This is a genomic window from Streptomyces sp. NPDC046308 (assembly GCF_055588065.1).
Genome location: NZ_JBVJFB010000006.1, coordinates 152,364 through 177,367, shown reverse-complemented (window position 1 = coordinate 177,367; position 25,004 = coordinate 152,364). Strand labels below are relative to the sequence as shown.

The window sequence follows — 25,004 nt, the reverse complement described above, 5'->3', positions numbered from 1 at the left end:
GGGGGTTGCGGGGGCTGCGCCACCGGACCCGCGCGGGGCCCGGCAACGGCGCCGCAGGTGTCACAGGTGCGTGCGCGTCGACAGCATCACGCCCACGGCGACCGTGGCAGCCGACACCAGCCCCGCCCACAGCACCGCGTACGGACCCGTCCACGCGCACGCGAGCGTCACCACGGCGGCGACCGGCAGCACGAGCTGCTCGGTCAGGCCGCGCTTGAAGTGGCGGGAGTGCAGCAGCCACACCATCAGCAGGAACAGCGCGGCCGGCACGGTCACGGCCGCGTTGGCGGCGAGCTGGGAGATGTGCGCCTTGTGGACCGCGTGCTCCACCGCGACCTCGATGCCCGCGCCGATCGCCGCACCCGAGGCGAAGATCAGCAGGTGGCCGTACCCCCAGGGGATCGCCTCGCGGTTCGAGGTCAGGTGCTCGTGCATCGGTACGGCGAAGTAGATCCACCACGCGGCGAACACGATCAGCAGCCCGCCCGCGGCGATGGGCAGCAGCAGGTCGAGGGCCTCGTGTTCGTCGAGCGCGGACTTGACCGCGACCGTGCTCGCGGCGATCGTCTCGCCGAGCACGATGATGGTGAACAGGCCGTACCGCTCCACGATGTGGTGGGCGTGCCAGGGCGTCTGGTGGCCGCGTTCGGCGATCACCGGAACGAGCAGCTCGCAGGCGGCCACGACCAGGAACAGCCACCGCTTCCAGTCGGTCGGGGCGAACAGCAGCCCCACCCAGCCGAGCTGGCAGAGCACCAGTCCGGTCGCGTACTTCAGCGCCGCCGTGCGGGCCGGGCCGGTCTCCCCGGCGGCCGCCCGCAGCCACTGCGCCGTCAGCGCGACGCGCATGATGATGTAGCCGACGACGGCGACGGTCCAGTCGTTCTCGTCGAAGGCGCGGCTCACGCCGGCCGCGTAGACGAGGACGCCGGCGATCTGCACGAGGGTCGCGATCCGGTACGGCACGTCGTCGCAGTCGTAGGCGGAGGCGAACCACGTGAAGTTCATCCACGCCCACCACACGCCGAAGAACACGAAGAAGTAGCCGATCACCCCGGTGACGGGATGCCCCTCGGCCAGCGAGTGCACCAGCCGCTGCCCGCACTGCGCGATCGCCACGACGAAGCAGAGGTCGAAGAACAGCTCCAGCGGGGTGGCCGCGCGGTGGTCCTCGTCGCGGCTGCGGGCGGTCATGGGGGAGTAGGCCATACCGGCCAGGAGACCAGAGGGACCGCCCTGGGGCAGGCCGGACGCGCTGCCTGCGGCGCCGCTGTGCCCCGGGCGGCGGCCGGCGCGAGCGGCCGGGGCAGCGACCAACGCACCGGGTGTCCCGGGACCTTGTCCCGTGGTCCGACGGTGCCCTCTCCTCTGCCGCCGGGTGCCCCCGGGACCGGAGTCTGGACGGGTCAGCCCCCTTCTCGCAGTTCAGGACCAGGACCACGCCATGAGATCCGCCACGCCGGAACTCACGCCGGACGCAGCGAGCCAGCTGCCGATCGCCGATCCGGCGCAGTACCGGCCGGGCCGCGCCATCACGCGGTGGTCGCCGGAGGATCCGGCCTTCCGGCGCTCCACCGGCGAGAGGGTCGCGACCCGCAACCTGTGGATCGCGGTGCCGGCCCTGCCGGCGGCCTTCGTGGTGGGGCAGGTCGGGAGCATCACGGCGACCTTCCGGCAGATCCCGGTGATCTTCCGGGACCCGCACATGCGGGAGGCCGAGGGCAAGGGGCCCGAGGCGCGGGCCGCGGCCCTGAAGCAGTCGGAGACGGAGGCGGGCGCCGTCACCGGCTTCTCCTCCGCCATCGCCGCCTACGGCTTCTTCTTCATCCCGGCGATGTTCGCCGCGATGGCCGTCACCAGCGTGATGTGGCTGTTCATCGGCTTCTATGCCGGCTGCCTCGCGGTGTGCTGGTGGTTCTACGCCCGCAAGGGCGCCGGGGCCCCCAGCTGAGCGGGGCCCCGGCCAGGGGCGGCCGTACCCTGGAGGCATGAGCAGCGCCCCCGCCTCCGACCCGCAGTCCTCGCGTCCCGCCCCCGCCACCGGCGCCGACCGGCCCCGGCCGAGGCCGAAGCTGGACTTCGACGACCCGCTGGACCGGCAGTCCTCGGACGACACCGACCGGGGCTGGGGCGAGCGGCCGCCCGCCGGCGGAAGCGCGGCCGACCTGGCCCGCTTCCTCGACGAGAAGCCCCCGCACCACATCTGACCGGCCCGGGCCGCCGGTGCCGTCGCACCGGCCGGACCGGTCAGAACCCGTCGCGCGACCCCGACCGGCTGCCGCCGCCATTGGCGCGCTGCGCGACCAGCTCGTCCCGGATCTCCTTGAGGACCTCCAGCTCGGTGATCTCGACGACCTCCTGCACGCCCTCCCGCGCCTTGCGGCGGGCCTCCTGCCGCGCGAGGTACTTCGCCATGGGCAGGACCATGAGGAAGTAGACGACCGCCGCCGTGATCACGAAGGTCAGCGTGGCATTCAGCACCGAGCCCCAGAGGATCTCGACACCCGTCGGCTGGCCGTTCGGGCCGACGCCGCACGGGCTCTTGAGGCAGGACTTGTAACCGTCCAGGCTCTGCGTGCCCACCGCGCCGATGATCGGGCTGATGAGCCCCTTGACCACCGAGTTCACGATGTTCGTGAACGCGGCGCCGATGACCACGGCCACCGCCAGGTCGACCACGTTGCCGCGCATCAGGAAGGCCTTGAAGCCTGCCAGCACGCTCTCCTTCTTCTCGCTCACGACTGAGCCTCTCTTCACATCTGCCGAACACGGAGCCAACGGTTCCGAAAGCTACGGCAGTCCGGGCACGCCGTGTCCAATCGCCCCCCAGGTCAAGGTGAATTGACCGGCCTCGTGTGCGAATCAACACAACGTCACCGCCAGTCGCGTCACTGCGCCCGCCCCCACGAGATCCCGCGCGGTGTCCCGGGGCACGGACAGGACCACCAGCGCCCCACCGTCCCCGACCCCCTCCTCGGCACGCGGGACTTCGGCGACCCGGGCTCCCGCGGCCACCACCCTGGTCGGTCCGGCGCGCTCCGCCGCGACCACGTCCACCCGGTCCCCGGGCCGCAGCAGCCGCACCGTCGCGGCGTCCGCGATGCGCACCGGGGCCGACACCATCCGCACCGCCGCGGGAGCTGCGGCACCCTGCGCGGCCCGGGCCGGCGGTGGCGCGGCGCCCCGGGAGGCCTGCGCCTCCGTACCGCCCACCGCCAGGGCCGCCGCCACGACGGCCAGTCCGGCCGAGGCCACCCGCCGCCTGCGCCGCACGGCCCGGCGCAGCCGGTCCCCGCCCCGCCCCACACGAAGCGGCGGGAACGGCGGGACCGGACGTGCGGGGGGACACGCGGAGGACGTCGAAGAGGCCGTGGAAGCCCTGGAAGCCGTAGAGGCCGTGGAACAAGGGGACATGACGAACACCACCAGACCGAGTGAGTTGCTGTGGCCCGGACCCACCGCCCGGACACCCCTCACGATCCGGCCTCGCGCGGAATCCCGCCGGAGCCTGTGGACGATCCCCAGCCTGTGGACAACCCCCTCACCCGCAAGGGTTACCAGGCGGCCCGGGCCCGCCTCAGCGCGGCCACCGGGTCCGCGGCCCGGGCGATCGACCGGCCCACCACGACGTGCGACGCCCCGGCCGCGAAGGCGGCCTGCGCAGTCCCCGGCCGCGCGTGCCCGCCCGCCCCGCCGCCCGCCCCGCCGCCCGCCCCGCCGCCCGGTCCTTCGCCCAGTCCCTCGTCCGGTCCCAGGGTCACGCCCGGCGTGACGATCAGCCGCTCCGGCCCCAGCAGCGCACGCAGCACCCCGGCCTCGCCCGGCGCGGCGACGACCCCGTCGCAGCCGGCGCCGACCGCCAGCCGGGCCAGCCGCAGCACCTGCTCCTCCATGTCCGCCTCGACGCCGATGTCGGCGAGGTCGCCGGCGGTCATGCTGGTGACCACCGTCAGCGCGAGCACCCGCAGCCGCGGGAACTCCCGCGCCGCCTCCACCGCCGCCGCCATGATCCCCGTACCGCCCATGCCGTGCACGGTCACCATGGACGCGCCCAGGGCGCCGGCGGCCCGGACGGCGCCCGCGACGGAGTTCGGAATCTCGAAGAGCTTCAGGTCGAGGAAGACCTCGTGCCCGCGCTCGACGAGGTCCCGTGCGAGTCCGGGCCCCGCCGCGGTCAGCAGCTCCAGACCGATCTTGTAGAAACCGCACGCGTCGCCGAGGCGCTCGACGAGCTCCTCGGCGGCCCGCCGGTCGTCGAAGTCCAGGGCGACGACGACCTCGCGGCCGGCGAAGGGAATGTCCGTGTCGGCGAAGGAAAAGTCCGTGTTCACGCCGTCATTGTCGAGGGCGGCGCCCACCCGCCCGCAGGCGCTACGCGCTCTCCTCGCCGAGCGCGGTGCAGTCCAGCCCGAGCCCGCCGAGGAGCCGGTGGGTGAGGTCCTCCGCGAAGACCTCGGACCCGGTCAGAGCGGCCCGGATCCCGTCCGGGTCGGCGGCCAGCCCGGCCGCGGCCGCCCAGTCGAGCGCGCCCGCCAGAGCCGCCTCCACGGGGAAGCGGTCGAGGGGTATCCCGTAGCCCTCGGCCGTGCGCCGGTTCAGCAGCGCCTTCCAGCGGCCCCCGGCGAAGGTGGCGGCCTCGACGAAGCCGACGTCGCTGTCGAGGTAGGCCACCGTGAGCACCGGCGCCCCGGTCCGCCGCGCCAGCGCCGCCGCGGCGCCGTCCGGCTGGTCGGGATAGTGCACGGCCGACCAGCCGCCGCCCAGCTCCTCGTCACCGTCGACCGCGCACCCGGCCACGGCCGCGAACTCCCGCAGCTCCGCCACCGCGGCGCGCGCCACGGCCGTCCCGCCCCCATTCCCCATGCGGGCAGACTAGGGCGCGCCGCCGACAACGCCACCGACAACGCCACCGACAACGCCGCCGCGGAGCCCGCGGCAGGCGATGGCGGCGGGCGGTCACGGCAGTTCGATGCCCAGGTCCCAGCCGTCGTGCGCGTGCGTGCACAGGCAGGCGCGGGACTCCGTCTCCGGCAGGGCCGCCACCGCGTCGAAGAGGACCTCGCGCAGCCGGCCCACGTTCTCGCCGAAGACCTTCAGGACCTCGGTGTGGGAGACGCCCTCGCCCGTCTCGGCGCCCGCGTCCAGGTCCGTGACCAGGGCCATCGACGTGTAGCAGAGTCCCAGCTCGCGCGCGAGGACCGCCTCCGGGTGCCCGGTCATCCCGACGACCGACCAGCCCGCGGCGGCGTGCCAGCGCGACTCCGCCCGCGTGGAGAAGCGCGGCCCCTCTATGACGACCATGGTTCCGCCGTCCACCGGCTCCCAGTCCCGGCCGCGGGCCGCCGCGATCGCCACGGACCGGCCCACCGGGCAGTACGGGTCGGCGAAGGTGGTGTGCACGACGTTGGGAACGGACCCGTCGGGCAGCGGCTCCCCGTCGAAGAAGGTCTGCGCACGGGACTTCGTACGGTCGACCAGCTGGTCGGGGACGAGCAGCGTGCCCGGCCCGTACTCGGCCCGCAGGCCGCCGACCGCGCACGGGCCCAGCACCTGGCGGACGCCGACGGAGCGCAGGGCCCACAGGTTGGCCCGGTAGTTGATCTTGTGTGGCGGGACGGTGTGGCTGCGCCCGTGCCGGGGGAGGAAGGCCACCTGGCGGCCGGCCAGCTCACCCACGTACAGCGAGTCGCTCGGGGGCCCGTACGGGGTCTCCACCTGGACCTCGGTGACGTCCTCCAGGAAGGAGTAGAAGCCCGAACCACCGATGACACCGATCTCTGCGTTCACCATGCGGCCCACCCTAACCGGGCATGCCGAAGGCCCCGCTGCCCGGTCAGGGCGGGCGGGGCCTCAGGGTGAAGCGATCAGTCGGGCGATCAGGCGGCCGACGTGGAGCTGCTGCTCGAGGACGACGAGGAGGACGCGGCGGCGGGCGCGGCGGCCGTCGACGTCGTGGACGACGACGAGCTCGTGGCCGGCTTCGAGGCAGGGGTGCTGCTCGACGAGGCGCCACGGCTGTCGTTCCGGTAGAAACCGGAGCCCTTGAAGACGATGCCGACCGCGGAGAACACCTTCTTCAGGCGTCCGTCGCAGCTCGGGCACACGGTCAGCGCGTCATCGGTGAACTTCTGCACGGCCTCAAGGCCCTCACCGCACTCGGTGCACTGGTACTGGTACGTCGGCACGAATTTCCTCCTGGCACTCTGACTCAATGAGTGCTAACGACACTCCATGGTGACGTATTCCGGCGGATCAGTCCACCGTCACCGGCACGCGGTGACCCATCCCACGCTCGTTCACCCGGTCACGGGCGGCCGGCGCGGAGGCGCTCGGACCCCCGGCGGCGGCCTGAGCAGCGCTCGGAGCAGCGGCCTGGGCGGCGGCCGGAGCAGCGGTCGCGGCCGCCGGCCCGGACGAGTTCACGATCCGGCTCGGCGCCTTCGGGGCCAGCTTCGCGCGCAGCGCCAGCAGGGTGGCCAACGCGAGCGCGGTGGCGCCCATGGGCACCAGGAAGCCGTACGAGGAGCCGTGCGCGTCCGTCAGACGGCCGGCCAGCGTGACCGCGATGGCCTGGCCGAAGGCGATCGACCCGGTCAGCCAGGTGAAGGCCTCGGTCCGGGCGTTGGCGGGGACCAGCTGCTCGACCATCGTGTAGCCGGTGATCAGCGCCGGGGCGATGAACAGGCCCACGACCAGGCCGAGGGCGCCCAGCAGGATCACCGAGTGGGCGGCCCACAGGACGGACGCGGCGGCGGTGAGGCCGATGTAGCCCAGGATCAGCCGGCGACGCGGGCCGATCTTCCAGGCGATGGCGCCCATGGCGATGCCGGCGATCATGTTGCCGGCGGCGAAGACGCCGTAGAGCAGGCCGTTGGCGCCGGGGTTGCCGATCTCGTTGGAGAAGGCGGCGAGCGAGACCTGCATGCCGCCGAAGACGGCGCCGATCCCGAGGAAGGCGAAGATCAGGACGCGCAGGCCCGGGTAGGACAGCGCGAACGCGCGCTTCTCACCGGTGGCCGACGGCGCGTGCGGCTTGGGCTGGGTGGCGCGACGGGCCGCGAAGAGCAGGCCGCCGAGCAGCGTCAGCGTGGCCTCGGTGACCAGGCCGGCCGCCGGGTGGACGCCGGTGCACAGGGCGGTCGCCAGGACCGGGCCGACGACGAAGGTGAACTCGTCGGTGACCGACTCGAAGGCGGCGGCCGTGGGCAGCAGCGGCGAGCCCTCCAGCCTGGCGGCCCAGCGGGCCCGGACCATCGGGCCGACCTGCGGCACCGAGGCGCCGGTGGGGACGGCGGCGAGGGCCAGTGCCCAGACCGGAGCGCCCAGGAGGGCGAGCGCGGCCAGGCCGCTGACGGCGGCGGCGTGCGTGAGGACCACGGGGAGCAGGACGGCGCTCTGGCCGAAGCGGTCGGTGAAGATGCCCATCAGGGGGGCGGAGAGCGCCATCGAGACGCCGGTGACGGCGGCGACGATGCCGGCTGCGCCGTAGGAGCCGGTGGTGTGCTGGACCAGCAGCAGGATGCTGATGGTCAGCATGCCGAAGGGGAGTCGTGCTGCGAAGCCGGGGAGTACGAAGCCGAGGGCACCGGGCGTGCGCAGGAGCTGTCCGTAGCCGGGGCGGGCGGAGTTTTCGGTCGTGACCGCGGATGTCACGGCCTTGCCTTTCCGCTGCCTGGTAGAGCGTCCCCGTCTGCGGACGGTGCTTCGCCTTGTGAGCGGCCGCACCCGTACATGTGGGAGCCCCGAGAGCTGTCCTCTTGCGCAGAACCGAGTGATACCTGGGCGCCCACTGCGGGAGGGAGCCACGGCCGCTTTGCGGTCGCGCCAGCTCTGCGTCAGGCAGAGTTGGTTCGATCTGTTGTGCCTTCATCGTACAGGCGATCCCTCTACCACGCCCTGTGATTGCGCTGACAACCTGTGTCTTCACCTGCGTTTAACGGAAGCTTCGCCCGTGAGAGGCGTGGAAATAGAGATGAAACCGGGCAGATCGCACCGTAAAGAGCGAATTAGAACGTCGCTCTAACGCGATCCGTTCCCGTTCCCCGTGCCCAGCCAACCCGCCAGCTTGCCGCCGCGGGCCACCGCGCGCAGCCTGGCCTCGGCCGCGTCGCGCACCGGATCCGTCGCCACGACCAGCAGCTCGTCGCCCCGCCGCAGCACGGTCGACGGCAGCGGTACGAAGCTCTTCGCGTCCCGGACCACCAGCGTGACCGAGGCCCCGGGCGGCAGCCGCAGCTCGCTCACCTCCACGCCGTGCATCCGCGAGGCGGGCGGGATCTCGAAGGAGAGCAGGTGTCCGCGCAGCTTCTCCAGCGGCGCCGACTCGATGCCGAGGTCGGAGGCGGTCTGCTCGCCCTTGCCGAGGTTCAGCTTGCGCGCCAGCCAGGGCAGGGTCGGCCCCTGTACCAGGGTGTAGACGACGACCAGGACGAAGACGATGTTGAAGACGCGGTCGCTGCCCTCGATCCCGGACACCATCGGGATGGTCGCCAGGATGATGGGCACGGCGCCGCGCAGGCCCGCCCACGACATCAGGGCCTGCTCCTGCCAGGGGATCCGGAAGGGCAGCAGGCTGATGAAGACCTCCAGGGGCCGCGCCACCATCGTGAGCACCAGCCCGATGACCACGGCGGGCCAGAAGTCGTGGATCAGCTCGTGCGGGGTGACCAGCAGGCCCAGCAGCACGAACATGCCGATCTGGGCGATCCAGCCGAGCCCGTCCGCGAAGCCCCGGGTGGCCGGCCAGTGCGGGAGCTTCGCGTTCCCGAGCACCATCGCGGCCAGGTACACCGCGAGGAAGCCGGAGCCGTGCGCGATCGCGCCGGCCGCGTACGCCGTGATGGCGATGGCCATGACGGCGATCGGGTAGAGGCCGGAGGCGGGCAGTGCCACGTGCCGCAGGCCGTACGCGCCCAGGAAGCCCACGGTCAGGCCGATCGCGACGCCGATCGCCAGCTCCAGCGCGATCTTGCCGAGCAGGACGTACCAGTCGTCCACGGGGCCGACGGTGGAGAAGGCCACCACCAGGATGACGACGGGTGCGTCGTTGAAACCGGACTCGGCCTCCAGGACGCCCGTGATCCGCGAGGGCAGCGGGACCTTCCGCAGGACCGAGAAGACGGCCGCCGCGTCGGTCGAGGAGACGACCGCGCCGATCAGCAGGGCTTGCCGCCATTCGAGTCCGACCAGGTAATGCGCTCCTGCGGCCGTCACGCCCACGCTGATCGCCACGCCCACCAGAGACAGCATGATCGCCGCCGGCAGGGCCGGCTTGATCTCTTTCCACTTCGTGCCCAGACCGCCCTCGGCGAGGATCACCACGAGTGCGGCGTAGCCGATGACCTGGGTCAGCTCGGCATTGTCGAATACGACGTTGCCTATGCCGTCCTGGCCTATCGCGACGCCTATGCCGAGGTAGATGAGCAGGCTGGGGAGGCCGCTGCGTGAGGACACGCGCACCGCCGCGACGGCGACGAGCAGTACGAGCGAGCAGACCAGCAGAAGCTCATTGAGCGTGTGGACAGTCAGCGGGCGGCCCTCCTCAATGCGCCCGGCGGATCGATCCTCCCGGCGACAAGTTCGGCAAGTAGTTCGTTACCTTACCTAATCTTTGACGCGCCCTTTACGCGATAACCACATTGTGAAACGCCCGTTCGCCCCTGTCGTTCGGACCTCCACCCCTGGAGGATCAACGAAGGCGGTCCTGCGCCTATGGTTGCTCCCAGCACTCCCAGGACCACCCTGCCCCTCTAAGGACAGCGATGCCCGCCAACGAAACCGCTCCTCCCGCCAAGAAGAAGGGACGACGCGCCCGTCTGATCGTGCTCGTACTGGTCCTGGCGCTCTTCGCGGGCCTCGGCTACGGGGCGTACTGGGGCGTGGACAGCGTGCGCGCCTCCTTCCCCCAGACCACCGGCTCCCTCAAGGTGCCCGGCCTGACCGGGACCGTCGACGTCAAGCGCGACGCCAACGGCATTCCGCAGCTCTACGCGGACAACGACGACGACCTCTTCCGCGCGCAGGGCTTCGTGCACGCGCAGGACCGGTTCTGGGAGATGGACGTACGCCGCCACATGACCTCCGGGCGGCTCTCGGAGATGTTCGGCTCCGGCCAGGTCGAGACCGACGCCTTCCTGCGTACGCTGGGCTGGCGCCAGGTCGCCCAGGAAGAGTTCGACAAGAAGCTCTCGCCGGAGACGAAGAAGTACCTCCAGGCCTACTCCGACGGGGTCAACGCCTACCTCAAGGGGAAGTCCGGCAAGGACCTCTCCGTCGAGCACGCGGCGCTCAAGCTGAGCGACGACTACCAGCCCGAGCAGTGGTCGCCGGTGGACTCGGTGGCCTGGCTCAAGGCGATGGCGTGGGACCTGCGCGGCAACATGCAGGACGAGATCGACCGCGCGCTGATGGCGAGCAAGCTCTCGCAGGCGCAGATCGACGAGCTCTACCCGCCCTACCCCTTCGACCGCAACAAGCCGATCGTCGAGGGCGGCAAGGTCGAGGGCGGCAAGTACGCGCCCCAGGGATCCGGCTCCACGGGCTCCGGCTCCGGCGCCAACGGCACCGGCTCGGGCAGCGGCACCGCCCTGGGTTCCCAGGCCTCCGCGGGGACCGGCACCGGGCCGGCCGCGGGAACCGGCCTCGCCGACAACGTCACCGCCCAGGGTGCGACCGTGGGCCTGCGCGACCAGCTGACCGCGCTCGCCGCCACCCTGGACAAGGTCCCCGCGATCCTCGGCCCCAACGGCAGCGGCATCGGCTCGAACTCCTGGGTCGTCTCGGGCAAGTACACGACCACCGGCAAGCCGCTGCTCGCGAACGACCCGCACCTGTCCCCGCAGCTGCCCTCGGTCTGGTACCAGATGGGCCTGCACTGCCGCGCCGTCTCGGCCCAGTGCCAGTACGACGTGGCCGGCTACACCTTCTCCGGCATGCCGGGCGTGGTCATCGGCCACAACGCCGACATCGCCTGGGGCATGACCAACCTCGGCGCCGACGTCACCGACCTCTACCTGGAGCAGGTCAAGCCCGAGGGCTACGTCTACGACGGCAGGGTGCTCCCCTTCGCCACCCGTGAAGAGGTCATCAAGGTCGCGGGCGGCGACAGCAAGAAGATCACCGTCCGCACCACCAACAACGGCCCGCTCGTCTCCGACCGCAGCGAGGAGCTCGCCACGGTCGGCACCCGGGCCCCCGTCGCCAGCTCCGCCCCCGACCGCGGCGACGGTTACGCCGTCGCCCTGCGCTGGACGGCGCTGGACCCGGGCAAGAGCATGGACGCGGTCTTCAAGCTCGACCGGGCCAAGAACTTCGACGACTTCCGCAAGGCGGCCGCCGACTTCGAGGTGCCCTCGCAGAACCTGATCTACGCCGACAACAAGGGCCTCACCGGCAACATCGGCTACCAGGCCCCGGGCCGCATCCCGATGCGCAACCAGGGCGACGGCCGGATGCCCGCCCCCGGCTGGGACTCCAAGTACGCCTGGAAGGGCGGCAAGGACGGCAACACCGGCTACATCCCGCAGAGCGAGATGCCCTTCGACTCCAACCCGTCGCGCGGCTACATCGTCACCGCCAACCAGGCCGTCGTGGAGAGCGGGACCGGCGCGGGCAAGTACCCGTACCTGCTGACCACCGACTGGGGCTACGGCGCCCGCAGCCAGCGGATCAACGACCTCATCGAGGCGAAGATCAAGGACGGCGGGAAGATCTCGACCGACGACATGCGCACCATGCAGATGGACAACAGCAGCGAGATCGCCGCGCTGCTGACCCCGATGCTGGCGAAGATCCAGGTCTCCGACCCGGGCGTGCGCGCCGCGCAGAAGCTGCTGGACGGCTGGAACTACACCCAGGAGCCCGACTCGGCGGCCGCGGCCTACTTCAACGCGGTCTGGCGCAACATCCTGAAGCTGTCCTTCGGCGACAAGATGCCCAAGGAGCTGCGGATCGAGGGCAGCTGCATGAACGTCCTCGGCAACGGCACCGGCCCGGCCGACGACCTCGCCAAGACCGTCCGCGAATGCGGCACCCGGGGCCCCGACTCGGCGCAGCCGGACGGCGGCGACCGCTGGTTCGAGGTGGTCCGCCGCCTGGTCAAGGACGAGAAGTCGCAGTGGTGGAGCTCGCCGAGGACCCTGACCCAGCCCGCGACCACCACCCGCGACGAGCTCTTCGCCCGGGCCATGAAGGACGCCCGCTGGGAGCTCACCGCCAAGCTCGGCAAGGACCAGTCCACCTGGAGCTGGGGCCGGCTGCACCAGCTGAACCTGAAGAACCAGACGATCGGCACCGAGGGCCCCGGCTTCATGCAGTGGCTCCTCAACCGCGGCCCGTGGAACCTGGGCGGCGGCGAGGCCACCGTCAACGCCACCGGCTGGAACGCCTCCGGCGGGTACGGGGTCACGTGGGTGCCGTCGATGCGGATGGTCGTGAACCTCAACGACCTCGACAAGTCCCGCTGGATCAACCTGACGGGCGCCTCGGGGCACGCGTACAACTCCCACTACACGGACCAGACGACGCTCTGGGCGAAGGGGGAGCTGCTGGAGTGGCCCTTCGGCAAGGACGCCGTCGAGAAGGCCACGGTCGACACCCTGACCCTCAAGCCGGCCGGTTCATGAGCTGAAGCGGCGCACCCCCGACGGGGTCGCCACCGCTCGTACGGGGTGGTCGTGCGGTTCCTCCGGGACCCGCGCGACCACCTCGTCGTCGTAGAGGAGCACCACCAGCGCGGGGTGGGCCCCGGCGCGCTCCAGCCGCTCCAGCACCCGGTCGTACGAGCCCCCGCCGCGGCCGAGCCGCATGCCGCGCCCGTCGACGGCGAGGCCGGGCAGCAGCACGGCGTCGGCCCCGGTCACCGCGTCGGGTCCGAGCGCCGGCCCGGTGGGCTCCAGCAGGCGCATCTTCCCGGGGTGGGCGGCCTCGGCGAGGCTCTGCGGGCCTTCGTACGCCGCCCAGTCGAGGTCGTTGTCGGGCAGCAGCAGGGGCAGCAGCACGCGCTTGCCGGCCGCGCGCAGGGCGTCGAGGAGTGCGCGGGTGCCGGGTTCGGTGCCGACGGAGACGTACGCCGCCACCGTGTGCGCGTCGGCCAGTTCGGGCAGTTCGAGGGCCCGGACGGCGAGTGCGGCGGCCGCCGTGCGGCAGGTTTCGGGGGACAAGGCGCGGCGGGCGGCGAGGAGTTCGCGGCGCAGCAGGGCCTTGGCGGACGCGGTGGAGGGGTTCTCGGTCACGAGGAAATCAAATATCCTTGCGAATCGGGTCATACATGGATCTACCTGCTGCGATCTCGTCGGGCGTTCGGCAGGACCCACTATCGTTCGGGGCATGACTATGTTGCACCCCGTGATCAAGAAGGCCGTGATTCCGGCCGCTGGCCTCGGCACCCGCTTCCTTCCGGCGACCAAGGCGACCCCGAAGGAAATGCTCCCGGTCGTGGACAAGCCGGCCATCCAGTACGTGGTGGAGGAGGCCGTCGGGGCCGGGCTCGACGACGTCCTCATGATCACTGGGCGTAACAAGCGTGCCCTGGAAGACCACTTCGACCGGAACTACGAGCTGGAGTCGGCCCTCATCGCCAAGGGTGACGACGACCGCCTGAAGAAGGTCCAGGAATCCAGCGACCTCGCGACCATGCACTACGTCCGCCAGGGCGACCCGCGGGGCCTCGGCCACGCCGTGCTCTGCGCCGAGCCGCACGTCGGCCGCGAGCCCTTCGCCGTCCTGCTCGGTGACGACCTCATCGACCCGCGCGACCCGCTGCTGCGTCAGATGGCCGACATCTACGCCCGCACCGGCGGCACCGTCATCGCGCTCATGGAGGTCGACCCGGCCAGCGTGCACCTCTACGGCTGCGCCGCCGTCGAGGCCACCGACGAGCAGGACGTGGTCCGCATCACCGGCCTCGTCGAGAAGCCGGAGCCCGAGGACGCGCCCAGCAATTTCGCGGTGATCGGACGCTACGTCCTCAACCCCGCGATCTTCGACATACTGCGGGAGACCGAGCCGGGCCGCGGCGGGGAGATCCAGCTCACCGACGCCCTGCAGAAGCTTGCCGCCGACGAGAGCGTCGGCGGCCCGGTGCACGGCGTGGTCTTCCGGGGCCGTCGCTACGACACCGGGGACCGCGGCGACTACCTGCGGGCCATCGTCCGCCTCGCGTGCGAGCGGGAGGACCTCGGCCCCGAGTTCCGCACCTGGCTTCACCGTTACGTCACGGAGGAGATGTAGCACCTTGAGCAGTTCCGCACCGCAGCATCCACGACCGGCGGGCGGCCACCGTCTGTGGTCCGTGGACGAGCACCTCGCGGACGTCCTCGCGGCCGTCCGGCCGCTGGAGCCCATCGAGCTCCAGCTGCTGGACGCCCAGGGTTGTGTCCTGGTCGAAGACGTCACCGTGCCCGTCGCCCTCCCGCCCTTCGACAACAGCTCCATGGACGGGTACGCCGTCCGTACGGCCGACGTCCAGGGCGTGAGCGAGGAGTTCCCCGCGGTGCTGACGGTCGTCGGGGACGTCGCGGCGGGCAGCGGTGAGCTGCCCACCGTGGGCCCCGGCGAGGCCGCCCGGATCATGACCGGCGCCCCGCTGCCGCCCGGTGCGGAAGCCGTCGTACCGGTGGAGTGGACCGACGGCGGCACGGGCGGCGGCGCGGCCGCCGGGATGACCCCGGCCAGCGCGGCCCCCGAGCAGGCGGGCGGCGAGGTGCGGGTGCACCGCGCCGCCGAGGCACGGGCGCACGTCCGCGCGCGCGGCAGTGACGTACAGGCCGGCGACCTGGCGCTGGCCGCCGGGACCGTCCTCGGGCCGCCGCAGATCGCCCTGCTGGCCGCCATCGGCCGCGGCACCGTACGGGTCCGGCCGCGGCCGCGCGTGGTGGTCCTGTCCACCGGCAGCGAGCTGGTCCAGCCCGGCGAGGCACTCACCTCGGGCACGATCTACGACTCCAACAGCTTCGCGCTCGCCGCGGCCGCCCGGGACGCCGGAGCCATCGCGTACCGCGTGGGCGCCGTCGCGGACGACGCCGACACCCTGCGCGCCACCATCGAGGACCAGCTGATCCGGGCCGACCTGCTGGTCACCACGGGCGGGGTCAGCGTCGGCGCGTACGACGTGGTCAAGGAGGCGCTGTCCTCCGTCGGCTCGGGCGACGAGGCCTCCGGGGACGTGGACGGCGCCGGGATCGACTTCCGCAAGCTCGCCATGCAGCCCGGCAAGCCGCAGGGCTTCGGCACGATCGGCCCGGACCACACCCCGCTGCTGGCCCTGCCCGGCAACCCGGTGTCCTCGTACGTCTCTTTCGAGCTGTTCGTGCGCCCCGCGATCCGCACCCTGATGGGCCTGCCGGAGTCCGAGGTCCGGCGGCCGAGCGTGCGGGCGGTGCTGACCGCGGACAAGGCGCTCGGCTCCCCGGCCGGCCGCCGCCAGTTCCTGCGCGGCAAGTACGACGCGCAGAGCGGAACGGTCAGCCCGGTCGGCGGATCGGGCTCCCACCTGATCGCCGCGCTGGCGCACGCCGACTCGCTGATGGTCGTACCGGAGGACGTCACCTCGGTGGAGCCCGGGACCGAGCTGGAAGTGGTCCTGCTCGGCTGAAGTGCGGCCGGTGCGGGTAGCGTGTTGCACCACACAGGCCCCTCGGGGGCCCGGACGGAAGCGACGCGCAGAGTATGAGTACGCAGAGCAGGCTGACCCACATCGACGAGGCCGGCGCGGCCCGGATGGTCGACGTCTCCGAGAAGGACGTCACCACCCGGACGGCCCGGGCCAGTGGACGGGTTCTGGTCTCCCCCCGGGTGATCGAGCTGCTGCGCGGCGAGGGCGTCCCCAAGGGCGATGCCCTCGCCACCGCGCGGATCGCCGGGATCATGGGGGCGAAGAAGACCCCCGACCTGATCCCGCTCTGCCACCCGCTGGCGGTCTCCGGCGTGAAGGTCGACCTGAAGGTCGCCGACGACGCCGTCGAGATCCTCGCCACCGTGAAGACGACCGACCGTACGGGCGTCGAGATGGAGGCGCTGACCGCCGTCGCCGTCGCCGGCCTCACCGTGATCGACATGGTGAAGGCGGTCGACAAGGGCGCGGTCATCACGGACGTCCGGGTGGAGGAGAAGACCGGCGGCAAGTCCGGCGACTGGGCGCGCTCGTGAACGCCCCGCGCGGCGGTGAGGTGCACAGCCACGTGGGCCACGTCCCGCAGCCCCAGGAACCCGCGGCCGCGGCCGCCGCCCCCGCCGCCACCGGCCGGGCGCTCGTCGTCACGGCCTCCAACCGGGCCTCGCAGGGCGTGTACGCCGACAAGGGCGGCCCGCTGCTGGCGCAGGCGCTGGAGGAGCTCGGTTTCACGGTGGACGGCCCGCGCGTCGTCCCGGACGGCGACCCCGTCGAGCGGGCGCTGCGCGAGGGCGTGGCCGGCGGCTACGACGTCATCCTGACCACCGGCGGGACCGGGATCTCGCCGACGGACCGCACCCCGGACGCCACCGCGCGCGTACTGGACTACGAGATCCCCGGGATCCCGCAGGCCATCCGCGCCGCAGGCCTGGCGCACGTACCGACCGCGGCCCTGTCCCGGGGCCTCGCCGGAGTCGCTGGGCACACCCTCATCGTCAACCTCCCCGGTTCGACGGGCGGGGTGCGCGACGGCCTCGCCGTCCTCTCCCACATCCTTCCGCACGCCGTGGACCAGATCCGGGGCGGCGACCACCCCAGACCGGCGGGACCCTCCGGGAGCGAGAGCTGAACGGCCCCTCCTGGCCGGTCGTCCTGACGGACGGCGACGTGACCCTCCGGCCGATAAGACTGCGGGACCAGAAGGCCTGGCGCGAGGTCAACCGGCGCAACCGGGACTGGCTCCGGCCGTGGGAGGCGACGATTCCGCCGCCCGCGCCGTGGGGCCCGGTGGTCCAGCGGCCCACGTACCGCCAGATGGTCCGCCACCTGCGGGCGGAGGCGAACGCGGGCCGGATGCTGCCCTTCGTCATCGAGTACCAGGGCCGCCTCGTGGGCCAGCTGACGGTCGCCGGGATCACCTGGGGCTCGATGTGCGCGGCGCACGTCGGCTACTGGGTGGACCGCGAGGTCGCCGGCCGCGGTGTGATGCCCACGGCGGTCGCGCTGGCGGTGGACCACTGCTTCGGGAAGGTCGGCCTGCACCGGATCGAGGTGTGCATCCGCCCCGAGAACGGGCCGAGCCGACGGGTCGTGGAGAAGCTGGGCCTGCGCGAGGAGGGACTGCGTCCGCGGTACCTGCACATCGACGGGGCCTGGCGCGACCACCTCGTCTACGCGGTCACCGCGGAGGAGGTGCCGGAGGGGCTGCTGCGCCGCTGGCACCGGGCCCGGCACAGGACACCGCCGAAATAGATAACCGAATAACCGTTCGAATTAATGGGCGCGGCAAGGGGTCGGGGACCGATTCGCCCATAACCTGATCCGAAGAATCACAAAAAAAGTCCGTGATATCAGCGAGATCGCGCGACACACCGGCCCAATTGGCCGATCCTGCCGCCCGCGCCCCTCTACGGTGTGAGGTGTGAGCAGCAGCGGCCTCATCTACGCAGTCATTGTCGGGGCCTGGGCCGCCTACTTGGTGCCCATGTGGCTCCGGAGGCAGGACGAGCTGAACGAGGCCCGTCCGACGGAACGCTTCTCCACTGCCATTCGGCTGCTTTCCGGCCGGGCGGGAATGGAGCGCCGTTACGCCAAGGGGCTGCGTGAGCGCGGTGACGAGGAGGCGGGGCCCCAGCCCCACGCGGACCCGGACGCCGCGACGGAAAAGGTGAATTCCGTCGACGCCGACGCCCGGGCCGTCGGCGTGCCCCCGACCAGGGCGGAGCCGAGACCGGCCGCCGCCGAGCGGGAGCAGCGCGCGGAGCGGGCCCGGCGCGAACAGCGCCTCCAGGTCCTCGCACGCCGCCGGCGCACCACCGCGCTCCTCTTCCTGGTCTTCACCCTCGGCGCGGTCGTCGCGGCGGTGGGCGGCCTGCGCTTCCTGTGGGCCCCCGCCGTGCCCGCCCTCCTGCTGAGCGCGTACATCGTGCACCTGCGGGTCCAGGAGCGCCGGCGCTACGAGTTCACGATGGACCGGCGGCGCGCCGAGGCGGCCGCGCGGCAGCTGCGCGAGAACCGGCCGAGGCGCCGCGACGCCGGGGAGGCCGCCCCCGCGGGCGCCGAACCGGACCCCGCGCCGCCGGTCTCCCCGCAGGAGGCCGGGCGGCGCGCGCTCGTCGAGCAGACCGACCACGCCGAGTGGGTGGACCAGCAGCGCGAACGCGAACGCGGCCCCGCCCGCGGTGACAGCTGGGAGCCGGTCCCGGTCCCGCTGCCGACGTACGTGACGGCCCCGGTCGCCCCCCGCGCCACCGGGTCGGCGGCCCCGGACGCCTGGAGCGCGACCCGCTCCAGCACGGCCGAGCCGACGGAACCCCGCCTGCGCGCCCAGCCCGCGGCGCCCCAGCCGGAGGCGAAGCCGCAGACCACCCCGCGCCCCCGCGGCCAGGCCGGCGGCCGCACCCCGCTGTTCGACCAGTACGAGAGCGACGACCGCCCGCGCGCCGCCAACGAGTGATCGGTGACCTGCGCGGACGCTCCGGGAAACGCGTTTTGGAGCAGCCGCGCGGGGATGCTAATGTTTCACACGTCGCAAGGGCCTGTGGCGCAGTCTGGTAGCGCACCTCGTTCGCATCGAGGGGGTCTGGGGTTCAAATCCCCACAGGTCCACAGACGATGAAGATCCCGCCCGATCGCAAGATCGGGCGGGATCTTCTGCTTTCCCGGCGCTTCCCGGTGCCCTCCCGCGGGGACCGTACCGGCGGGTAAACCCCCTGCGTTTCTTCAGCCACTGGTCGATAAACTCCGGCTGCCCGCAACTCCCGTGATGGCACCGGGGTCGGGCCTGTGTTGACTGGGGGGTTCATGAGCTTGCTGCCGATCGGCAGAAGACCGCGGGACAGACGGGGGAGAGGGGCCCGCGCGGGCGTCGTTCCCGGGGCGTTGCTGCTCGCCGTCCTGACCGCCTTCACCGGCCAGACCGGAGCCGCGTTCGCCGCGGCCGCGCCGCCCGGGGCCACCGCCTCGGCGCAGGCGGAGCCCGCCGCGCCGGCCGGGCCCAAGGCCCCGCCGAAGGCGGACCCGAAGGCCGACCACGAGGCCGCCGTGCGGGCGCTCGGCAAGAGCGCCGCCGCCGAGGCCTGCCCGCCGGCCCTCGCGCCGCACACGACCGTCACCTGCACGGTCGACCCGTACAAGACCGCCTCCTTCACGCTCGCGCTGCCGCAGCAGAAGGACGTCGTCCTCTACCAGGTCGTCGCCCAACGCTGGGCCAACTACAAGCTGGTGGCCCCGGACGGCACCACGGTCGCCTGTGAGAACGTCCTCGGCTCCGGCAGCGCCGGCGGCGCGCAGCGCTGCCCCACGGGCACGGCCGGCACGTACCGGCTGGAGGTCACGGACTCCTACGGTGCGGAGAACGCCATCTCCGTGTCGTACGTCCCGCTGCTGTCCTCCACCGCCTGCAAGGCGGTCGGCGCCGCCGACCGCAAACTCGGCGCCCCGACCGTCTTCCACGGCTCCACGGCCGCCGGTTCGGCGGGCGACTGCTACACGCTGGACCTGACCGCGAACGACGTGCTGCGCAGCTACGCGTCCACGTACCGGGTGGGTCAGGACGTCTACGACGCCACCGGCAAGATGGTCTGCAGCACCGACAGCCACCGCGGCGAGACCCTCGACTGCAAGCTCACCGGTACCGCGCCGTACCGGATGTCGGTGCTCCAGGGCTCCGGCACCGCCGAGGACTACGACCTCACCGTGGCCCGGCTCTCCAGGCCCGAGGGCTGCGCGGTGGTGGAACCGCAGGCGTTCGGGGCAGCCCCGGACCTGAGCTCCACGGCCCGCTGCCGCACCCTGCGGGTGGCGCAGGCCGCGCACCACACGTTCGCCCCGGTCGCCTCCGCAGGCGTTCCGTACGGCGCGCTGTTCGACGCCCAGGGCGCCGCGATCACCGCCTGCGGGCAGGGCGCCTGCGACCTGACCGTCGGTGACCACACCTGGGCCGTCGACCCCCGGAGCACCGACGTCGGCGCGTTCGGGATGGCCTTCCACTCCGCCAAGGAGACCCGCGGCTGCACCGCGACGCACGACAACGGCCTGGTGGCAGGCCCCGCCACCGGCACCTTCGGCGGGCCCGGGCAGCAGCTCTGCCTGACCCTGCCCACGGCGACCGGCAACGGTGTCTACCTGCTCAACCGGCCGCCCGCCGAGGGCACCAGCGCGGCCGTCACGGTCTACGACGCCGCCGGTACCAAGCAGTGCGAAGAGGACGGCTACGCGTACTACGTCTGCAAGCTGACCGGGACCGCACCCTTCCGTGCGGTCCTGAGCGGCACGCAGTCCCAGGCGTTCGGGCTGGTCATCCACCGGACCGGCGAGGCCGCGGGCTGCGCCGCGTGGCCGCAGACCGGCTTCGACGGGTCCTGGGGTGCCGAGGTCCCGCTCGGCGGTGAGGGAGCGCGGCAGCAGTGCCTGAGCCTGCCGGCCGACAAGCACGCCACCGCCGAGTTGATCGACTACACCAACGGCCAGAACCGGGTGAACGGTTCCATCCAGGTCGTCGACCCTTCGGGCACCACGGTGTGCTCGACCGTCGGCGGCTCGACCACCACCTGCGCCCTCGGCGCGGGGGTGCCGTACACCGCCATGGTCGTCTTCACCGGCTGGGGAACGGACACCTACAAGGTGGTCCGGCGTGACATCTCGTCGACCGCGAAGTGCACCGCGCCCGCCTCGACGAAGGTCGCCGGCCAGTCGACCCCCTTCGACCTGACCTCGGCCCTGGACGCCCGCTGCGTGCGGGTGACCGGCGCCGCCACGGACAAGTTCTGGCTGAGCTCGCGGACCCTCACGGACCCGCGGTACGCACCGTCGACGCTGCTGACGGCCGTCGACTCCAGCGGGAAGATCGCCTGCCGCCAGTGGGGCCTGTCCTGCCGGGTCACGGGGTCGACGTCGTACGTCGTGATCGTGCTCGCCGCCGGCTACCAGGACAAGCCGATCCACACCGACGTGGACACCTGGAAGGTCGGCTCGGCCGACGGGTGGGCGCCGGAGTGCACGGCCAACCCCCTCTCGGTCAAGGGTTTCCCGGCGCGGAGCGGAGTGCTCTCCGAGTCCTCGACGGGCTACTGCGCCGTGGTCGACGTGAAGCCCAACCAGGCCTTCAGGATCGCCGGCAACAGCAGCACGACCAACAGCGAGCACCCGTCCCTGAACCTGCACGGTGCGACCCAGTGGACGAGTACGGGCGTCGAGTTCCAGTGCACCCAGTTCTCGGGGGTGTTCGGCGCCCGGTGCCTGACCCTCGGCAACGCCGAGGCCGGCCAGGCCGTACTCCTGATGAGCGCCGGCCGCAGCGCCACGCCCGTGGAGTACAGCATGCAGGGACTGTGCGACTCCGAGTGCACCCTCCCGCAGCCGGGGGCCGTGCCCTCGTCCATCAGCCCGGCGACGGGCGCCGCCGGCACCCGGACCCACGCCGTCGTGCACGGTACGGGACTCACCCTGGACACCAAGCTCCACCTGGTGCGCAGTGACACGGGCGGCGATCCGAGGCCCGTCATGAAGGTGCTCTCCGTGAACGCCGACGGCACCGCGCTCGACGTGCTGGTCGACACCAACGGGCTGGCGCCGGGCACGTACGACATCGCGCGCGACGGCTACGTGTCCACCCCCGGCGTGCCCTCCCCGGGCTACCTGCCCAAGGCGTACACGGTGACGGCCGCGGCCGCGCTCTCGAAGAGCCGGTTCGTGCCGATCGCTCCCTCGCGGTTCCTGGACACGCGTGACGGCACCGGGGCCAACAAGGCGCGCGTCGGTCCCGGCGGGGTCGTGACGCTCCAGGTGGCCGGTGTGAAGGGAGTCCCCGCGAGCGGGGTGACCGCGGTCGTCATGAACGTGACCGCCGTCAACCCGACCGAGGCGGGTCACGTGATGGTCTACCCGAACGGGCAGCCGAAGCCCGCCGTGTCGAACCTCAACTTCTCGGCCGGGCAGATCGTGCCCAACCTGGTGACCGTCCCGGTCGTCAACGGCAAGGTGGACCTGCGCAACAACGCCGGTTCGGTCGACCTGATCGCGGACGTCACCGGCTACTACACCGACAAGGCGGCCACCGGTTCCGCGCTGACGCCGATCACGCCCACCCGGTTCCTGGACACGCGTGACGGCACCGGGGCCAACAAGGCGCGCGTCGGTCCCGGCGGGGTCGTGACCCTCCAGGTGGCCGGTGTGAAGGGGGTCCCCGCGAGCGGGGTGACCGCGGTCGTCATGAACGTGACCGCCGTCGGCCCGACCGAGGCCGGCCACGTCACCGTCTACCCGAACGGGCAGGCGGCCCCCGGGGTGTCGAACCTCAACTTCACCGCCGGGCAGGTCGTCCCGAACCTGGTGACGGTCCCGGTCGTCAACGGCAAGGTCGACCTGCGCAACAACTCGGGCTCCGTCGACCTGATCGCGGACGTCACCGGGTACTACTCGGCCACCGGGTCGACGTTCTCGGCCGGTTCGCCGGTGCGGCTGCTGGACACCCGCTACGGTCTCGGCGCCCGCGCCGGATCCGTCGGCCAGGGCGGCGTCGTCAGCCTGCAGATCGCCGGCGTCGAGGGCGTACCGCTGACCGGGGTGACCGCGGTGGTCCTGAACGTCACCGTCACGGCGCCCACGCAGGACGGCCACCTGATCGTCCAGCCGCACGGAGTCCCGCGTCCCAACGTGTCGAACCTCAACTTCACGGCCGGACAGACGGTCTCCAACCTGGTGGTCGTCCCCGTCGTGGACGGCCGGGTGACCTTCTACAACAACACCGGTTCCGCCGATGTGATCGCCGACCTGAACGGCTGGTTCACCTCCTGACGGACCCGCGCACACCGCGAGGGCCCGTCCGGTCACACGACCGGGCGGGCCCTTCGCCTTCGGTCCGTTCCCGGTCCGCGCCATGCGTGATGATCCCGCCTGAGGCCGGGACGGTGGGAAATGATGGGTTCATGGGGATCAGTGACGAACGGGACCGTGGGACGGCGGGCGCCTGGGCGGCCCTCGCAGGAGCGCCGGAACTCGCCCACCGGGTCCGCTTCACCGGAGCCGGCGACCTCGGAGGAGGCCCTCTGCCGGTGCGGGAGTTGGCGCGGGCCACGGTGAGCGTCTGCGCACTGGCGGCGGGCGAGCTCGCCGCGGTGCGGGGCGCGGCCGCGCCGGGGGACGCGCCTCCCCTGGTGGTGGACGAGGGCGCGGTCGCGACGGCCTTCGCCAGTGAACGGCACCTGCGCGTGGAAGGCCGGGCGCCGGTGACCTTCGCCCCGCTGTCGGGCTTCTGGCAGGCCGCCGACGGATGGGTCCGTACGCACGCCAACTACCCGCACCACCGGGCCGCTTTGGTGCGTGCGCTGGGACTGCCGTCCGCCACACCGGAGGCGCTGCGCGCCGCGGTGGCGGCACGGACGGCCGTCGAAACGCAGGAACGCGCGTACGCGGCGGGCGCACTCGCCGTCGCCGTGACCCGGGAGTACGGGCCGCCGCAGCCGCTGGTGGAGTGCGTACGGCCGGCCGGCGCGCGGGGGCGGACGCTCGGCGCGGCCCCGTCGGGTCGACCGGCCACGGGGGTGCGGGTGCTGGACCTGACGCGGGTCATCGCCGGGCCCGTCGCGACGCGGACGCTCGGGCTGCTGGGTGCGGACGTACTGCGGATCGACTCGCCGGGGCTGCCGGAGGCGGACGACGCGTACGCGGACACCGGCTTCGGGAAGCGGTCGGCGCGGCTGGACCTCGCGGCACCCGGGGACCGGGCGGTCTTCGAAGGGCTGCTGGCCGAAGCCGACGTGGTCGTGAGCGGGTACCGGCCGGGGGCGTTGGAACGCCTCGGGCTCGGGGCGGCGGACCTGCTGGAGCGGCGGCCCGGGCTGGTGGTCGCCGAGCTGTGCGCGTGGGGGTGGACGGGGCCGTGGGCGGCGCGCCGGGGTTTCGACTCGCTGGTGCAGGCCGGGTACGGGATCGCCGCGCGCTGTGCGGGGGCCGGGGGTGTGCCCGGGGTGCTGCCCGCGCAGGCGCTGGACCACGGGACCGGGTACCTGGTGGCGGCGGGCGTGCTCCGGGCGTTGGCGGGCGGGGGCGGGCAGTGGCTGCGGTTCTCCCTGGCGGGGACGGCGTCGTGGCTGGTGCGGGACCTGGCGCCGGTGCCGGGGGCCGGCGGCGGGTACGAGGCCGGGCCGTGGCTGCGGGAGACTCCGTCGGGGTACGGGGTGCTGCGGCACGCCGCCAGTCCCTTCGGGGAGTGGGCGGCGGGGCCGTCGCGGTGGGGGACGGACCGGGCCGTCTGGCTCCCGCGGTAGGGCCGCCTGCGGCTCGGCTGCTGGGGGCGCCGCCCCCAGACCCCCGCGCCTCAAACGCCGGCGGGGCTGAAAAAAGCTTACTGAAGCGGCTTCGTCATGCAGCGGCTGGAGTCGTGGAAGCGGTAGAAGCCGAACTTGCGGGACATCGTGTAACCCGCGGAGAGGTACAGGGCTATCGCCTCCGGCTGCTGGTCGCCCGTTTCGAGGACCATGCGGAGGCGGCCCGCCGCGCGGGCGTCGGCCTCCAGGGCGGCCAGGATGCGGCGGGCCAGGCCCAGGCCGCGGGCTTCCGGGACGACGTACATGCGCTTGAGTTCGGCGTCGCCGTCCGAGTAGCCCTCGTCGTTCTCGTCCTGGACGCGCCAGCCGCCGCTCGCCACCGGGGTGCCCGCGGCGTCGTACGCCAGGAGGTACAGGCCGCGCGGCGGGTCGAACATCGCCGGGTCCAGGAACGTCGCGTCGCCCTCGCCGTCGTACCGCTGCCGGTACTCGAGCTGGACCTGGTCGTTGAGTTTGACCGCGTCCGGGTGGTCGTACGGCACGGTGCGGAGCTGGATCCGGTGAGGCATTCGAACATCGTACGGAACCCTTCCGTCGTGAGACGGAACGCCCGGCAGCGGGGCCGG

At 72.6% G+C, this 25,004-nt stretch carries 22 protein-coding genes and 1 tRNA gene; 12 read left to right on the top strand and 11 right to left on the bottom strand.

Going from position 1 to position 25,004, the window contains the following annotated elements; translation table 11 throughout:
- Positions 1 to 60: 60 nt before the first annotated feature.
- Positions 61 to 1,209, bottom strand: a complete 1,149-nt coding sequence (locus tag ACZ6JT_RS24255) for a low temperature requirement protein A (protein WP_469212785.1) — start codon at positions 1,207 to 1,209, stop codon at positions 61 to 63.
- A gap of 235 nt (positions 1,210 to 1,444) precedes the next feature.
- On the opposite strand from ACZ6JT_RS24255, the gene ACZ6JT_RS24250 reads away from it, so the two are divergent.
- Entirely contained in the window at positions 1,445 to 1,951 is a 507-nt protein-coding gene (locus ACZ6JT_RS24250) for a hypothetical protein (RefSeq protein ID WP_469212783.1), read from the top strand.
- Positions 1,952 to 1,988: 37 nt separating this feature from the next.
- Positions 1,989 to 2,207, top strand: a complete 219-nt coding sequence (locus tag ACZ6JT_RS24245) for a hypothetical protein (protein ID WP_469212782.1) — start codon at positions 1,989 to 1,991, stop codon at positions 2,205 to 2,207.
- A gap of 40 nt (positions 2,208 to 2,247) precedes the next feature.
- Here ACZ6JT_RS24245 and mscL read toward each other — a convergent pair whose 3' ends face one another.
- The 8 genes from mscL to ACZ6JT_RS24205 all read right to left on the bottom strand — a co-directional run bounded on the left by mscL (position 2,248) and on the right by ACZ6JT_RS24205 (position 9,546).
- On the bottom strand, positions 2,248 to 2,739 hold the full coding sequence (gene mscL / locus ACZ6JT_RS24240) for a large conductance mechanosensitive channel protein MscL (protein WP_469212780.1): 492 nt from the start codon (positions 2,737 to 2,739) through the stop codon (positions 2,248 to 2,250).
- A 123-nt stretch (positions 2,740 to 2,862) separates the two neighbouring features.
- Entirely contained in the window at positions 2,863 to 3,255 is a 393-nt protein-coding gene (locus tag ACZ6JT_RS24235) for a hypothetical protein (RefSeq protein WP_469212777.1), read from the bottom strand.
- Between the two features lie 299 nt (positions 3,256 to 3,554).
- Positions 3,555 to 4,331, bottom strand: coding sequence for an orotidine-5'-phosphate decarboxylase (pyrF, locus tag ACZ6JT_RS24230; RefSeq protein ID WP_469212775.1), 777 nt, complete (start codon positions 4,329 to 4,331; stop codon positions 3,555 to 3,557).
- A 40-nt stretch (positions 4,332 to 4,371) separates the two neighbouring features.
- Positions 4,372 to 4,863: a hypothetical protein gene (locus ACZ6JT_RS24225; protein WP_469212774.1), complete on the bottom strand. Its 492-nt coding sequence runs from the start codon at positions 4,861 to 4,863 to the stop codon at positions 4,372 to 4,374.
- 93 nt (positions 4,864 to 4,956) lie between these two features.
- Positions 4,957 to 5,790, bottom strand: coding sequence for an S-methyl-5'-thioadenosine phosphorylase (locus ACZ6JT_RS24220; protein WP_030706946.1), 834 nt, complete (start codon positions 5,788 to 5,790; stop codon positions 4,957 to 4,959).
- Positions 5,791 to 5,876: 86 nt separating this feature from the next.
- The gene (locus ACZ6JT_RS24215) at positions 5,877 to 6,185 is read right to left on the bottom strand and encodes an FmdB family zinc ribbon protein (RefSeq protein ID WP_469212771.1); all 309 of its coding nucleotides are present in this window, start codon (positions 6,183 to 6,185) and stop codon (positions 5,877 to 5,879) included.
- Positions 6,186 to 6,252: 67 nt separating this feature from the next.
- Complete coding sequence (locus ACZ6JT_RS24210) at positions 6,253 to 7,653, bottom strand: MFS transporter (RefSeq protein WP_469212769.1); 1,401 nt, start codon at positions 7,651 to 7,653, stop codon at positions 6,253 to 6,255.
- 366 nt (positions 7,654 to 8,019) lie between these two features.
- On the bottom strand, positions 8,020 to 9,546 hold the full coding sequence (locus ACZ6JT_RS24205) for a potassium/proton antiporter (protein ID WP_469213270.1): 1,527 nt from the start codon (positions 9,544 to 9,546) through the stop codon (positions 8,020 to 8,022).
- Positions 9,547 to 9,761: 215 nt separating this feature from the next.
- Here ACZ6JT_RS24205 and ACZ6JT_RS24200 point away from each other — a divergent pair, with 215 nt between their 5' ends.
- A complete protein-coding gene (locus ACZ6JT_RS24200) occupies positions 9,762 to 12,623 on the top strand; it encodes a penicillin acylase family protein (protein ID WP_469212767.1) in 2,862 nt (953 codons plus the stop codon).
- Here ACZ6JT_RS24200 and ACZ6JT_RS24195 read toward each other — a convergent pair.
- Positions 12,618 to 13,232, bottom strand: coding sequence for a 5-formyltetrahydrofolate cyclo-ligase (locus tag ACZ6JT_RS24195; protein ID WP_469212764.1), 615 nt, complete (start codon positions 13,230 to 13,232; stop codon positions 12,618 to 12,620). The genes ACZ6JT_RS24200 and ACZ6JT_RS24195 overlap by 6 nt on opposite strands.
- Positions 13,233 to 13,326: 94 nt before the next feature.
- Here ACZ6JT_RS24195 and galU point away from each other — a divergent pair, with 94 nt between their 5' ends.
- The 9 genes from galU to ACZ6JT_RS24150 all read left to right on the top strand — a co-directional run bounded on the left by galU (position 13,327) and on the right by ACZ6JT_RS24150 (position 24,378).
- The gene (gene galU, locus ACZ6JT_RS24190; protein ID WP_361759933.1) at positions 13,327 to 14,229 is read left to right on the top strand and encodes a UTP--glucose-1-phosphate uridylyltransferase GalU; all 903 of its coding nucleotides are present in this window, start codon (positions 13,327 to 13,329) and stop codon (positions 14,227 to 14,229) included.
- Positions 14,230 to 14,233: 4 nt separating this feature from the next.
- On the top strand, positions 14,234 to 15,592 hold the full coding sequence (glp, locus tag ACZ6JT_RS24185) for a molybdotransferase-like divisome protein Glp (protein ID WP_469212761.1): 1,359 nt from the start codon (positions 14,234 to 14,236) through the stop codon (positions 15,590 to 15,592).
- A gap of 74 nt (positions 15,593 to 15,666) precedes the next feature.
- Positions 15,667 to 16,146, top strand: coding sequence for a cyclic pyranopterin monophosphate synthase MoaC (moaC, locus tag ACZ6JT_RS24180; protein ID WP_030706954.1), 480 nt, complete (start codon positions 15,667 to 15,669; stop codon positions 16,144 to 16,146).
- On the top strand, positions 16,143 to 16,739 hold the full coding sequence (locus ACZ6JT_RS24175; RefSeq protein WP_469212760.1) for a MogA/MoaB family molybdenum cofactor biosynthesis protein: 597 nt from the start codon (positions 16,143 to 16,145) through the stop codon (positions 16,737 to 16,739). The genes moaC and ACZ6JT_RS24175 overlap by 4 nt, the downstream gene beginning before the upstream one ends.
- Positions 16,736 to 17,362, top strand: coding sequence for a GNAT family N-acetyltransferase (locus ACZ6JT_RS24170; RefSeq protein ID WP_385814015.1), 627 nt, complete (start codon positions 16,736 to 16,738; stop codon positions 17,360 to 17,362). The genes ACZ6JT_RS24175 and ACZ6JT_RS24170 overlap by 4 nt, the downstream gene beginning before the upstream one ends.
- A gap of 169 nt (positions 17,363 to 17,531) precedes the next feature.
- Positions 17,532 to 18,566, top strand: coding sequence for a divisome protein SepX/GlpR (gene sepX / locus ACZ6JT_RS24165; RefSeq protein WP_469212758.1), 1,035 nt, complete (start codon positions 17,532 to 17,534; stop codon positions 18,564 to 18,566).
- Between the two features lie 78 nt (positions 18,567 to 18,644).
- A tRNA-Ala gene (locus ACZ6JT_RS24160) sits at positions 18,645 to 18,718 on the top strand.
- 195 nt (positions 18,719 to 18,913) lie between these two features.
- On the top strand, positions 18,914 to 22,906 hold the full coding sequence (locus tag ACZ6JT_RS24155) for a hypothetical protein (protein WP_469212756.1): 3,993 nt from the start codon (positions 18,914 to 18,916) through the stop codon (positions 22,904 to 22,906).
- A 131-nt stretch (positions 22,907 to 23,037) separates the two neighbouring features.
- Positions 23,038 to 24,378 carry a CoA transferase gene (locus tag ACZ6JT_RS24150; protein WP_469212754.1) on the top strand — a complete coding sequence of 447 codons (1,341 nt, stop codon included), beginning with the start codon at positions 23,038 to 23,040 and terminating at the stop codon, positions 24,376 to 24,378.
- A gap of 77 nt (positions 24,379 to 24,455) precedes the next feature.
- Here the strand turns inward: ACZ6JT_RS24150 and ACZ6JT_RS24145 are convergent, their stop codons facing one another.
- Complete coding sequence (locus ACZ6JT_RS24145) at positions 24,456 to 24,947, bottom strand: GNAT family N-acetyltransferase (RefSeq protein WP_469212752.1); 492 nt, start codon at positions 24,945 to 24,947, stop codon at positions 24,456 to 24,458.
- Positions 24,948 to 25,004: the final 57 nt, after the last annotated feature.